The organism is Streptomyces sp. NPDC048277 (assembly GCF_040652235.1).
Taxonomy (GTDB): domain Bacteria; phylum Actinomycetota; class Actinomycetes; order Streptomycetales; family Streptomycetaceae; genus Streptomyces.
The window spans coordinates 23,435-36,337 of the sequence record NZ_JBEZLQ010000024.1 but is presented as its reverse complement, the minus strand read 5'-3'; the positions used below and the strand labels follow the sequence as shown (position 1 = coordinate 36,337).

Here is a 12,903-nt window from a genome sequence, read left to right as displayed (position 1 = left end):
CCCGGTCCCGTCCCTCGTTCTCAGCGCCGGGGTTCCCAGCGGAACCACCGCCGTACAGCAAACACCGCGACCACGGTCCAGGCCAGCGCGGTGAGGACCGTGCCCAGGGCCTCGTACGCGCTCAGCTCGCCCGTCCAGCCCGCGCGGACCAGGCGGACGGCAGGGGAGAGCGGGAGGAAGGCGCAGACGGCGGCTACCCGGTGGGGCAGCACGTCCGAGGGAAGGGCGATGCCGGAGCCCAGCATGGACACGAAGAGCAGGGGCAGCGCGGTGATCTGGGCGCTCTCGGTGGTCCGGGTGAACGCCGAGGTGAGCGCGGCGAGCGCGGCACTGAGCGGCAGCCCGAGGAGGAGCCCGATCAGGGTGAGGTACGGAGCGTGGGGCGCGCCCGCGTGGAGCAGGACCGTGCAGCCGACGGCGAGGAGCAGTGCCTGCGCCAGGCCGAGACAGACGGCGGGCAGGGCGGTGCCGGCCAGGATCTCCACGTCGGTCGGCTCGCCGGTGCGCAGCCGCTTGAGGACCAGTTCCTCACGGCGGGAGACATAGGTCCCGACCAGGGCCGAGTAGACGGCGAAGAGGAAGGAGAAGCCGATTGAGGCGGTCAGCATCAGCGTCCCGATGTTCAGCCCCATCCCCTTGAGGTCGTACTGGTCCATCGCGGGCCGCACGGTGATCGGCAGCGAGAGCGGTACGAGCAGCGCGGTGAGGACCACACTGCGATTGCGGCCGAACAGGGTGAGTTCCGCCCGTGCCAGCGCCCGCAGCCGCCGCCGGACCGGAGCGGAGACCCACCGGAGCGCCCCGCCGAGACCGTCGGCACCACCGAGACCGTCGGCACCACCGTCGGCACCGGCCGTCGTCACTTCCACGCCGTTTCCCTGTCCGCTCATGCCGCCGTCTCCCGCTCCCGTGCGATTCCCAGAAACGCCTCCTCCAGGGAGGCCGACCTCATGTCGAGGCCGTGCAGTTCCACCCGTGCCGCCTCGGCCCAGACCAGCAGTCCGGTGGCCGTGCGCTGCAGCTCCCGGGTCCGCAGCCGTACGACGTCCCCGTCCGTCTCGTGCCCGCACACCCCCAGCCGGTCCAGCGGCGGCAGGTCGCCCAGGAGGTAGCCGAGGGGCAGCCGGAAGGAGATCCGTGCGGGCTGGGCCGCGGTCACCTCGGCGGGCGTTCCGGTCACCGCGATGCGCCCCTCGCGCAGGATCGCGAGCCGGTCGGCGAGGTCCTCGGCCTCCTCCAGGTAGTGCGTGGTGAGCAGGACGGTCGTGCCGGCGTCGCGCAGCGCGCGGACCAACTCCCAGGTGTCCCGGCGCCCTTCGGCGTCGAGTCCGGTCGTCGGCTCGTCGAGGAACAGCACCTCGGGCCGCCCGAGGAGCGCCAGCGCCAGGTCGAGGCGGCGCCGTTCACCGCCGGAGAGCTGCTTGACCCGTACGTCCGCCTTGCGGTCGAGCCCGACCAGCCCCAGCGCCTCCGCCTCGGGCCGGGCTCCGGTCGTACAGCCGGCCCACATCCGGGTGGTCTCGCCGACGGTCAGCTCGGACGGAAAGCCGCCCTCCTGGAGCATCACGCCGGTGCGCGGCCGTACGGCGGCCCGCTCGCGGTACGGATCACGGCCCAGCACCCGCACCCGGCCTTGGCTCGGCGGTGCGAGCCCTTCCAGCAGTTCGACCGTCGAGGTCTTGCCGGCTCCGTTGGTGCCGAGCAGGGCGAAGATCTCTCCGGGGGCCACGGAAAAGGTGATTCCGCGGACCGCCTCGAACCCGCCCCCGTAGACACGCCGGAGATCCGTGACCTCGATCACGTGCTCGTGTTCGTTGTGTTCCATGGGATCAGCGTCCCGGCGGCCGGGTTCCGGCAGCAGTGCGCGGTGTCATCGCTCGCCATGACAAATGTCAGACGGTGCCGCGGCGCACGAAGGCGCACGAACGCGCACGAAAAAACCCCAGCCATATGACTGGGGTTTCTTCTCTGAGCTGGAGCGGACGACGAGGCTCGAACTCGCGACCTCAACCTTGGCAAGGTTGCGCTCTACCAACTGAGCTACGTCCGCACTGCTCCCGACCGGCTCCCACCGATCGGTGCGAGCACCAGCCTACCTGATCCACAAGCATGCTCAGGACCGGCGGTGCAGAGCGGGTGACAGGAATTGCACACTGCGCCTTCCCCCTGGAAGGGGGATGTTCTGCTACTGAACTACACCCGCATGTACTCCGTGGGTTTCGGTCTTTCGGCCGCGTCCCTCGGTGTGCTCCAGACATTAGCTGATCTGCAGGGGGGTAGCGCAAGTCGGGTGTCCTCAGGGGGCCCTGACGGCTCCTGAGGACACCCGGAGCCTCTCGGCCTCGGTCACTGCGCGGCGCTGAACGCCTCGTACACCTTCTTCGGGATGCGGCCGCGTGCCGGGACGTCCATCTTGTTCGCCTGCGCCCACGCGCGGACGGCCGCCGGGTCGGGGGCGACCTCCGTCTGCTTGTACGCCTTGCCCGACCTCGACCGCTTGCGGCCGGCCACCACGTACGGCTCCAGGGCCCTGCGCAGTTTCTTGGCGTTCGCTTGATTCAGATCGATCTCGTACGACTTGCCGTCGAGTCCGAAGGCGATCGTTTCCGCCGCTTCCGAGCCGTCGATGTCGTCAAAGAGAGTGACCACGACCTTCTGCGCCACGAATATCGGTCCCTTCGTGTGGCACGTCTTTACAGCTCATCGACATCTCATCGGTGATGACGGCGATGGCGGATGACGTGCCGAGTATCGGCTATTGCCAATTCATTTGTACAGTGCCTGGCAATACAAAGTGAAGCCCGACTAAATCCGTGCGCGTGTCCCAGCGCAATAGAGGTCGCGGGCGATCCCGGGGAACTTTCCCAGAACTTTTCGTGAGGATCCGCCGACGTCACCCGATCGTGATGCGGCTCACGTAGTTTCCTACAACTCTACCCGCGTAGAAATTTTGTACGGGTAGTCTGAAGGAACCAGCTCAGCACCACACACCGGGAGTGCCAGTGGCACGCGTCGTAGTCGACGTCATGCTCAAGCCGGAGATCCTCGACCCCCAGGGCCAGGCGGTCCAGCGTGCGCTGCCGCGCCTGGGTTTCGAGGGCATCTCCGACGTACGTCAGGGAAAGCGATTCGAACTGGAAGTTGACGGGCCGGTCGACGAGGCCGCGCTCGCCCGCATCCACGATCTTGCGGAATCCTTCCTCGCCAACACCGTGATCGAGGACTTCACCGTCAAGGTGGAGGAAGTCGCGGAGGCGGCGAAGTGACCGCTCGTATTGGCGTCGTCACTTTCCCCGGGAGTCTGGACGACCGGGACACCCAGCGTGCGATCCGCCTCGCGGGCGCCGAACCGGTCGCCCTCTGGCACAAGGACAAGGACCTCCACCAGGTCGACGCGGTGGTCCTCCCCGGCGGTTTCTCCTACGGCGACTATCTGCGGGCCGGCGCGATCTCCCGCTTCTCGCCGGTGATGGAGTCGGTCATCGAGCAGGCCAAGGCAGGGCTTCCGGTCCTCGGTATCTGCAACGGTTTCCAGGTCCTCACCGAGGCGCACCTGCTCCCGGGCGCGATGCTCGGCAACAACCACCTGCACTTCATCTGCCGTGACCAGAAGCTGCGGGTGGAGAACGCGGGGACCGCCTGGACCGGCGACTACCGCGAGGGCCAGGAGATCCACATCCCGCTGAAGAACATGGACGGCCGGTACGTCGCCGACTCGTACACGCTCGACCAGCTGGAGGCCGAGGGCCGGGTGGTCTTCCGCTACCTGGACTTCAATCCCAACGGCTCGCTGCGCGACATCGCCGGCATCACCAACGAGGCCGGCAACGTCGTGGGTCTGATGCCGCACCCCGAGCACGCGGTCGAACCCCTCGTCGGCACGGGCCGCACCGACGGCCTGCCGTTCTTCACCTCGATCCTCAAGAAGCTGGTGGGCGCATGAGCCGGACGCCTCTGGACACGGTCGAGAACGCGGCCGCGACCCCCGACGTCGAGCTGCCCTGGGCCGAACTCGGTCTGAAGAAGGACGAGTACGAGCGGGTGGTGGAGATCCTCGGCCGCCGCCCGACCGGCGCCGAGCTCGCCATGTACTCGGTCATGTGGTCCGAGCACTGCTCGTACAAGTCCTCCAAGGTCCACCTCCGCCAGTTCGGCGAGAAGGCCCCGCAGAGCGACGCGCTGCTCGTCGGCATCGGTGAGAACGCGGGTGTCGTCGACGTCGGCCAGGGTTACGCGGTGACCTTCAAGGTCGAGTCGCACAACCACCCGTCGTACGTGGAGCCGTACCAGGGCGCCGCGACCGGTGTCGGCGGCATCGTCCGCGACATCATCGCGATGGGCGCCCGCCCGGTGGCCGTGGTCGACCCGCTGCGCTTCGGCGCGGCCGACCACCCCGACACCAAGCGCGTGCTGCCGGGCGTCGTCGCCGGCATCGGCGGCTACGGCAACTGCCTGGGCCTGCCCAACATCGGCGGCGAGGTCGTCTTCGACGCCTGCTACCAGGGCAACCCGCTGGTCAACGCCGGTGCCATCGGCGTCATGCGGCACGAGGACATCCACCTCGCCAAGGCCTCCGGCGCGGGCAACCAGGTCATCCTGTACGGCGCCCGGACCGGCGGCGACGGCATCGGCGGCGCGTCGATCCTGGCCTCCGAGACCTTCGACGACGCCAAGCCGTCGAAGCGCCCCGCGGTCCAGGTCGGCGACCCCTTCCAGGAGAAGCTCCTCATCGAGTGCACCCTGGAGGCCTTCAAGGAGAAGCTGGTCGTCGGCATCCAGGACCTCGGTGCGGCCGGTCTCTCCTGCGCGACCTCCGAGCTCGCCTCGAACGGCTCCGGCGGCATGACCGTCACCCTGGACGACGTCCCGCTGCGCGACTCCACCCTCTCGCCCGAGGAAATCCTCATGAGCGAGTCGCAGGAACGCATGTGCGCGGTGGTCGAGCCGGCCAAGGTCGCCCGCTTCCTGGAGATCTGCGAGAAGTGGGACGTCATCGCCACCGTCATCGGCGAGGTGACCGACGGCGACCGCCTGGAGATCTTCTGGCACGGCGAGAAGATCGTCGACGTCGACCCGCGCACGGTCGCCCACGACGGCCCGGTCTACGAGCGCCCCTACGCCCGCCCGTCCTGGCAGGACGAGCTCCAGGCGGACGACGCGAACAAGCTGCCCCGGCCGACGACCGGCGCGGAGCTGAAGGACCAGGTCCTGAAGCTGGTCGGCTCCCCGAACCAGGCTTCCAAGAAGTGGATCACCTCGCAGTACGACCACTTCGTGCAGGGCAACACGGTGCTGGCGCAGCCCGAGGACTCGGGCATGATCCGCGTCGACGAGGAGACCGGCCTGGGTGTCGCCATCGCGACGGACGGCAACGGCCGCTTCGCCAAGCTGGACCCGTACGCGGGCGCGCAGCTGGCCCTGTCCGAGGCCTACCGCAACGTGGCGACGACGGGTGCCAAGCCCCTCGCCGTCTCCGACTGCCTGAACTTCGGTTCGCCGGAGGACCCGGCCGTGATGTGGCAGTTCGCCGAGGCCGTGCGCGGTCTCGCCGACGCCTGTCAGCAGCTGGGCACGCCGGTCACGGGCGGCAACGTGTCGCTGTACAACCAGACGGGCGAGGCGGCCATCCACCCGACCCCGGTCGTGGCGGTCCTCGGCGTGATCGACGACGTCGCGCGCCGTACCCCGGTCGCCTTCCAGGAGGACGGGCAGCTGATCTACCTCCTCGGCGACACCCGTGAGGAGTTCGGCGGTTCGGCCTGGTCGCAGGTCGTCCACGACCACCTCGGCGGCCTGCCCCCGAAGGTGGACCTGGAGCGCGAGCGTCTGCTGGCCGAGATCCTGATCTCCGCCTCCCGCGACGGCATGATCGACTCGGCGCACGACCTGTCCGACGGCGGTCTGATCCAGGCGGTCGTGGAGTCGGCGCTGCTGGGCGGCAAGGGCGCGCGTCTCGTCGTACCCGACGGGCTGGACGCGTTCACCTTCCTCCTCTCCGAGTCGGCCGGCCGCGCGATCGTCGCCGTCCCGCGCTCGGAGGAGGTCCGCTTCAACGACATGTGCGGTGCGCGCGGCCTGCCGGTCACCCGCATCGGTGTCGTGGACGGCGACGCGGTCGACGTCCAGGGCGAGTTCGCGCTCAGCCTGGCGGAGCTCCGCGAGGCGCACGAGGGGACGATCGAGGCGCTGCTGGCGTAACCGGGCACCCGCTCGCCGTACGGCCCCGCCTGTCGCTCCGGTGACAGGCGGGGCCGCCGCGTTCCGGCCGCCCCGCACGGGCTTCGCTGTGAAGGTTTGGGTCGGCTTCTTCGGACGGCAGACGTGTCTCGCGTATCTCCGGGAAAATGTGACGGGCCAACCACCGGTACCCATGAGGTGGTTGGAGAGTCGGACACATCCGTGAGCGAGCTGGGGGAGCAGCCGGATGGAGATCAGGTTCGAAGCGGCGGGATCGGCGCGCGAGGAAGAACTGCTGTCCCTGTACGACTGGCTGGCGGCCGACCGCGCCCTGCGCGGCGGGGTCCGGGTCACCCGGGCCGCCGAGACCGACCCCGGCACCGGGCGGATGGGCCCGGGCCTGGACGCCGTCCTCGCGGTGCTGTCGGCCGTGAGCGGTGTGGGCCAGCTGCACCTGTCGTATCTGTCCTGGCGGCGGAGCCACCGGCCCCGGTCCCGGATCAGCATCGACATCAGCGGGGTCGACCCCGACCAGGTGGCGGAGCTGCTGCGCAGGTTCGGGGAGGCCGGCGACTCCGACGGAGAGCCGCGGTGACGGACGCCGCCGAACCGCGTCCCGCCGAGAACCCCATCGACCCCGAGCGTTCCGTCTGCGTCCTGATCGGCGTGGACGACTACCGGCATCTGGACAAACTGCGCAGCGTCCAGCACAACCTGACCGAGCTGCAGGCCGCGCTCATGGACCCGAGCATCTGGGGCATCCCCGGGAACCGGATCCGCAAGATCGCCAACCCCTCCTCACCGGCCGAGCTGGTCGGCCCGATCACCGAGGCCGCCGAGCTGGCCGAGGACGCGCTGATCGTCTACTACGCCGGGCACGGGCTCATCGACCGCAACGAACGGCAGCTGCTGCTCACCCTGCCCGAGTCGGTCGAGGGCAAGTCGTACACCTCGGTCCGCTCCAGCGACGTCCGCCGCGCCATCCGCGACACGGGCACGGCCCCGCGCCGCGTGCTGATCCTCGACTGCTGCTTCAGCGGCCAGGTGCTGACGGAGATGACGGACGGCCACCGGCAGGACGTCGAGGCGGCCGTGCAGACGCTGCGCGACGTCGAGGGCTCCTACGTCATGACCTCGGCGACCCGTGACCGGCCCTCGCACGCCCCCGACCCCGACGACTGCACCCTGTTCACCGGTGCCCTGGTCGACGTCATGCGCAAGGGGCAGCGGGGCGGCCCGGAGATGCTGAGCCTGCACGACCTCTTCGTGGCCGTGAAGGAACGCATCCGCGGCCACCGACCCGAGATCCCGCAGGAGCCGCAGGCCGAGGACCACAACGGCGTCGGCAGACACGGCTTCGTCCGCAATGTCGCCGTACTGCCCAGGGTCGTGATCCAGGAGGTCGAGCGGCCGCACGTCCCCACCCGCTGGGAACGCCTCCGCACCCCCGTCCTGTCGCTGACGGCCGGTGCCCTCGGTCTCGCCCTAGGCCTGGGCACCCAGCCCCTGGTCCACTGGTGGCACGACACCCACCCGGCGCCCGCCGCCGGCCCCTGCGCGGTCCCCTCGCCGGACGACCCGGCGGCACCCCGCGCGGACCTGCTCGACCACTCCGACGAACTGAACAGTCAGAGCCCCAACTACGAGAAGGTCAAGGGCCTGTCCGCCCTGGCCCTGAGCTCGCAGGGCAAGAACGTCCAGGCGCTGGTGCTCGGCGACAACGACCCGGGCCGGTACTGGCCCGTCAGCCTCGGCTCTCCCTTCCACCTGAACCCCAGCGTGAGCACGGCGAGGTCCCTGATCCTCACCGACGGCGAGAAGATTCCGAACAACTGGTACGACGGCGAGGCCATGGCCATCGAGAACGGCGGCACGACGATGCTGATCGGCTCCGAGACCGGACCGGCCATCCGCCGCTTCGACATCAAGAGCGGTATGCAGGTCGGCAAGGACTTCCCCATCCCCAAGCACCTGCGCTACTACCCCGAGGGCGCCGCGGAGACCGGCCGCAGCATCGAGTCGCTGGCCGTCTCCCCGGACGGCCGGTACGTGTACGCCGGCTGGGAGGCACCGCTGGCCGACGACGGCGACCAGCGCGGCCGCGGCATCATCCGTATACAGCGCTACAAGGGGGCGTCCGGCCAGGACTACGTGCTGGACGGGCAGTACGCGTTCCTCGCCGAGGACGGCATGTTTCTGTCCGACCTGAGCGCCATCGACGACAACGGCGACCTCCTCGGGCTGGAACGCCAGTACACCGCCGGCCAGGGATCGGCGATCCGCGTCGTCCAGCTCGCCCTCGCCGGTGCCAAGGACGTGACCGACACGAGCTCCCTGTGGCATGTGCAGACCAGCGACTTCGCCCACGAGGAACTGGTCGTCGACCTGGCCACCTGCCCCGTCGGCGGCCCCGGAGCGGTCGCCGTCCCGGCCGCGTCTCCCGAGCACCCGCTCCTCGACAACGTCGAGGGCATGGCCCTCGGCACCCCGTGGAAGTCCGGCCGGTACAAGGGCTGGCGCCCGATGTACATGGTCTCCGACAACAACGACAGCGTCGCCCAGATCACCCGCCTCTACTCGCTCGCGGTCAAGCTGCGCTCATGAATAGGCTCACCGCCATGCCCCCGGCCAAGAAGCGTGCCCGCAGTTACGACCCCGACAGGATCCGTACGGCGGTCCTCGCCCAGTTCGCGAACGTGCGGGACGCCGTCCGTACCCTCACCCCCGAGCAGCTGGCGCTGCCCACCCGGCTCGGCGAGTGGACCGTACGGGATCTCGTCGCCCATGTCGGCATGGCGGTCACCGCCGTGCACCGGGCCCTGGACCAGCCCGAGCCGGCCACGGCCGACGCGGCACCGCTCGACTGGCCCTTCCGGACCGCCGCCAACTCCTCGGCCATCGCCGACTTCACCCGGCGGCTCGCCGCCGACCACCCCGACCTCGGCGCCTACCTCGCCGACGCCGAGGACGGCTTCCGCACCCTCCTCGCCGCACACCCCGGCACCCGGCTGCTCGCCACCAGCGCCGGCGCGATGTCCCTGGACGACTACCTCGTCACCCGTACCGTCGAGCTGGTCGTGCACAGCGACGACCTGGACGCGGCCGTCCCGGGACTCGGTATCCGGTACGACCGGCAGGCCCTGGCCGCCTGCACCCGGCTGCTCGCCGACGCGCTCGCGGTCAAGGCGCCCGGCGGTTCCACCGAGGTGCGGGTGCCGCCGTACGCCGTGGTGCAGTGCGTCGAAGGGCCCCGGCACACCCGCGGCACCCCGCCGAACGTCGTCGAGACCGATCCGCTGACCTGGATCCGGCTGGCCACCGGCCGGGCCCGCTGGAAGGACGCCGTGGCGGACGCCAAGGTCAGCGCGAGCGGGGAGCGGGCGGACCTCGAGGCCTATCTGCCCCTCATGGGCTGAGGGAACCGATCATCTCGTGCGTTCCGTCGAAACGGCATGTACGGGTACAAGCAGTGCATGATGCTCACGGTCGCGGCCGCACTGTGCACGGTGGCCTGTGACGGCCCGCGGCCGCCGGTCACCGGCATCGACTGGACCGTCGACAGCGTGACCGTCGGCGGCACCACCCACCGCGCCCCGGCGCAGGCCCATGTGAAGATCGAGGACGGCAGGGCCGTAGGAAACCTCGGGTGCAACCAGTTCGGCGCCACCGCCCGGATCACGGACGATCACATCCGGCTGAGCCACGCCCGCACCACGCGGATGGCCTGCGACAACGCGCGGATGAGCTTCGAGCGGGCCCTCGCCCGGACGCTCACCGCCGGGCCGCTGACCATGCGGACCGAGGGGGAGAAACTCACCCTCACCGCCGCCGGCGGCGACCGGGTGCAGCTGTCCAGGAAATGACCGCGACCCCCCAAATGATGTGCGACACCTCACTCAGGGATACGGTGTGAGGGGCTTGCGCCGGCACCGGTCGGCACGAACGGGGCTCGCCTGGAGAATCCTCTCACCGCGCTGACCAGCGAAGATAGAGAATCCCACAACCGCGTCCACGGTCGTAGATCCATTACAGCCGTGTATCCCCAATTCGGACCAGTGGTCGATCTCGCCTACACTCGGTGGCGTGCCACGTGGTGACGGTCTCCTCAATCACGATCTGCTCCCCGGTGAGAAGGGCCCCCAGGACGCTTGCGGCGTCTTCGGTGTCTGGGCTCCCGGTGAAGAGGTCGCCAAGCTCACGTACTTCGGGCTGTACGCCCTCCAGCATCGGGGCCAGGAGTCCGCGGGTATCGCGGTCAGCAACGGCTCCCAGATCCTCGTCTTCAAGGACATGGGCCTCGTCTCCCAGGTCTTCGACGAGACCTCTCTCGGTTCGCTCCAGGGTCATATCGCGGTCGGTCACGCCCGCTACTCGACCACCGGTGCCTCCGTGTGGGAGAACGCCCAGCCGACGTTCCGCGCCACCGCGCACGGCTCGATCGCGCTCGGCCACAACGGCAACCTGGTCAACACCGCCCGACTGGCGGAGATGGTCGCCGAACTCCCGAAGGACACCAACGGCCGCTCCACCCGGGTCGCGGCCACCAACGACACCGACCTGCTCACCGCCCTCCTCGCGGCCCAGGTCGACGAGGACGGCAAGCCGCTGACCATCGAGGAGGCCTCGCACGCGATCCTCCCGCAGGTCAAGGGCGCCTTCTCGCTCGTCTTCATGGACGAGCAGACCCTCTACGCCGCCCGCGACCCGCAGGGCATCCGGCCGCTCGTCCTCGGCCGCCTGGAGCGCGGCTGGGTCGTCGCCTCGGAGTCCGCCGCGCTCGACATCTGCGGCGCCAGCTTCGTCCGTGAGATCGAGCCGGGCGAGTTCGTCGCCATCGACGAGAACGGCCTGCGCACCTCCCGATTCGCTGACGCGAAGCCCAAGGGCTGTGTCTTCGAGTACGTGTACCTGGCCCGCCCCGACACCGACATCGCCGGGCGGAACGTCTACCTCTCCCGGGTCGAGATGGGCCGGAAGCTCGCGGCGGAAGCCCCGGTCGACGCCGACCTGGTGATAGCGACCCCGGAGTCCGGCACCCCCGCCGCCGTCGGCTACGCGGAGGCCTCCGGCATTCCCTTCGGCAACGGTCTGGTCAAGAACGCCTACGTCGGCCGGACCTTCATCCAGCCCTCGCAGACCATCCGGCAGCTCGGCATCCGCCTGAAGCTGAACCCGCTGAAGGAAGTCATCAAGGGCAAGCGCCTGGTCGTCGTCGACGACTCGATCGTGCGCGGCAACACCCAGCGGGCGCTGGTGCGGATGCTGCGGGAAGCGGGCGCGGCGGAGGTCCACATCCGGATCTCCTCTCCCCCGGTCAAGTGGCCGTGCTTCTTCGGCATCGACTTCGCCACCCGCGCCGAGCTCATCGCCAACGGCATGACCATCGAGGAGATCGGCACCTCGCTCGGCGCCGACTCCCTGGCATACATCTCCATCGACGGCATGATCGAGGCGACCACCATCGCCAAGCCGAACCTGTGCCGTGCCTGCTTCGACGGCGAGTACCCGATGGAGCTCCCGGACCCCGAGCTGCTCGGCAAGCAGCTCCTGGAGACCGAGCTGGCCGCCGGTCCGGCAGCCACGGCCGCGGCCGACGCGATCCGTCGCCCGTAAGCCCCGTCATCAACCCGAAAGATCCCAGGCAATGTCTGAGAGCCAGTCCTCCGGTGCCTCCTACGCGGCCGCCGGTGTCGACATCGAGGCGGGCGACCGCGCCGTCGAGCTGATGAAGGAGTGGGTGAAGAAGACGCAGCGCCCCGAGGTCCTCGGCGGCCTCGGCGGTTTCGCCGGTCTCTTCGACGCCTCCGCCCTCAAGAACTACGAGCGCCCGCTGCTCGCCTCCGCCACGGACGGCGTCGGCACCAAGGTGGACATCGCCCGGCAGCTGGGCGTGTACGACACCATCGGCCACGACCTGGTCGCCATGGTCATGGACGACATCGTGGTGTGCGGTGCGGAGCCGCTGTTCATGACCGACTACATCTGCGTCGGCAAGGTCCACCCCGAGCGGGTCGCCGCGATCGTCAAGGGCATCGCCGAGGGCTGTGTGCTGGCCGGCTGCGCCCTGGTGGGCGGCGAGACGGCCGAGCACCCGGGTCTGCTCGGCGCGGACGACTTCGATGTCGCAGGCGCCGGTACGGGCGTGGTGGAGGCCGACCGGCTGCTCGGCGCGGATCTTATCCGTACGGGTGACGCCGTGATCGCGATGGCGTCCTCCGGGCTTCACTCGAACGGGTACTCCCTGGTCCGGCACGTGCTGCTGAACCAGGCGGGCCTCGCGCTCGACGCGCACATCGAGGAACTGGGCCGCACCCTCGGCGAGGAGCTCCTGGAGCCGACCAAGATCTACTCGCTGGACTGCCTGGCCCTGATGCGCACCGCCGAGGTGCACGCCTTCAGCCATGTGACCGGTGGCGGACTCGCCGCGAACCTGGCCCGGGTGATCCCGGACCACCTGCACGCGATCGTCGACCGCGCCACCTGGACCCCGGGCCCGATCTTCGACCTGGTCGGCCGCACCGGCGACGTCGAGCGGCTCGAACTGGAGAAGACGCTCAACATGGGCGTCGGCATGATCGCGATCGTCCCGCGGGAATCGGTGGACGTGGCGCTCACCACACTGGCCGACCGCGGGGTCGAGGCATGGGTCGCCGGCGAGATCACCGAACGGGGCGAGCACACCACCGGTGCCGCCCTGATCGGGGACTACGCCGCCTGACAGGCAGC

General features: G+C 69.7%; 12 protein-coding genes and 2 tRNA genes. 9 read left to right on the top strand and 5 right to left on the bottom strand.

Translation table 11 applies throughout. From position 1 onward, the window contains the following. Positions 1-20 precede the first annotated feature (20 nt). The 5 genes from AB0D85_RS38550 to AB0D85_RS38530 form a co-directional block, all read right to left on the bottom strand. Entirely contained in the window at positions 21-890 is an 870-nt protein-coding gene (locus AB0D85_RS38550; protein WP_362331077.1) for an ABC transporter permease, read from the bottom strand. Next, positions 887-1,825 (bottom strand): ABC transporter ATP-binding protein, encoded by a 939-nt coding sequence (locus AB0D85_RS38545; protein WP_362331074.1) that lies wholly within the window; start codon positions 1,823-1,825, stop codon positions 887-889. The genes AB0D85_RS38550 and AB0D85_RS38545 overlap by 4 nt, the downstream gene beginning before the upstream one ends. Positions 1,826-1,974: 149 nt before the next feature. Then, a tRNA-Gly gene (locus tag AB0D85_RS38540) sits at positions 1,975-2,050 on the bottom strand. Positions 2,051-2,131: 81 nt separating this feature from the next. Then, positions 2,132-2,203 (bottom strand) — tRNA-Gly (locus tag AB0D85_RS38535). A gap of 143 nt (positions 2,204-2,346) precedes the next feature. Beyond that, positions 2,347-2,664, bottom strand: coding sequence for an Lsr2 family protein (locus AB0D85_RS38530; protein ID WP_123975892.1), 318 nt, complete (start codon positions 2,662-2,664; stop codon positions 2,347-2,349). 338 nt (positions 2,665-3,002) lie between these two features. On the opposite strand from AB0D85_RS38530, the gene purS reads away from it, so the two are divergent. The 9 genes from purS to purM all read left to right on the top strand — a co-directional run bounded on the left by purS (position 3,003) and on the right by purM (position 12,895). Continuing rightward, entirely contained in the window at positions 3,003-3,266 is a 264-nt protein-coding gene (gene purS / locus AB0D85_RS38525; protein ID WP_015659417.1) for a phosphoribosylformylglycinamidine synthase subunit PurS, read from the top strand. Next, positions 3,263-3,943, top strand: a complete 681-nt coding sequence (gene purQ, locus AB0D85_RS38520) for a phosphoribosylformylglycinamidine synthase subunit PurQ (RefSeq protein WP_362331070.1) — start codon at positions 3,263-3,265, stop codon at positions 3,941-3,943. The genes purS and purQ overlap by 4 nt, the downstream gene beginning before the upstream one ends. After that, positions 3,940-6,198 (top strand): phosphoribosylformylglycinamidine synthase subunit PurL, encoded by a 2,259-nt coding sequence (purL, locus tag AB0D85_RS38515; protein ID WP_362331066.1) that lies wholly within the window; start codon positions 3,940-3,942, stop codon positions 6,196-6,198. The genes purQ and purL overlap by 4 nt, the downstream gene beginning before the upstream one ends. Positions 6,199-6,424: 226 nt before the next feature. After that, on the top strand, positions 6,425-6,772 hold the full coding sequence (locus AB0D85_RS38510) for a hypothetical protein (protein ID WP_362331063.1): 348 nt from the start codon (positions 6,425-6,427) through the stop codon (positions 6,770-6,772). Further along, positions 6,769-8,781, top strand: coding sequence for an esterase-like activity of phytase family protein (locus tag AB0D85_RS38505; protein ID WP_362331060.1), 2,013 nt, complete (start codon positions 6,769-6,771; stop codon positions 8,779-8,781). The genes AB0D85_RS38510 and AB0D85_RS38505 overlap by 4 nt, the downstream gene beginning before the upstream one ends. A 14-nt stretch (positions 8,782-8,795) precedes the next feature. Further along, entirely contained in the window at positions 8,796-9,593 is a 798-nt protein-coding gene (locus tag AB0D85_RS38500) for a sterol carrier family protein (RefSeq protein ID WP_362331435.1), read from the top strand. Between the two features lie 57 nt (positions 9,594-9,650). Beyond that, positions 9,651-10,040, top strand: a complete 390-nt coding sequence (locus AB0D85_RS38495) for an META domain-containing protein (RefSeq protein ID WP_362331057.1) — start codon at positions 9,651-9,653, stop codon at positions 10,038-10,040. Between the two features lie 220 nt (positions 10,041-10,260). After that, positions 10,261-11,790 carry an amidophosphoribosyltransferase gene (gene purF / locus AB0D85_RS38490; RefSeq protein WP_362331054.1) on the top strand — a complete coding sequence of 510 codons (1,530 nt, stop codon included), beginning with the start codon at positions 10,261-10,263 and terminating at the stop codon, positions 11,788-11,790. Between the two features lie 31 nt (positions 11,791-11,821). Then, the gene (gene purM / locus AB0D85_RS38485; protein ID WP_362331051.1) at positions 11,822-12,895 is read left to right on the top strand and encodes a phosphoribosylformylglycinamidine cyclo-ligase; all 1,074 of its coding nucleotides are present in this window, start codon (positions 11,822-11,824) and stop codon (positions 12,893-12,895) included. The last annotated feature ends 8 nt before the right edge of the window (positions 12,896-12,903 follow it).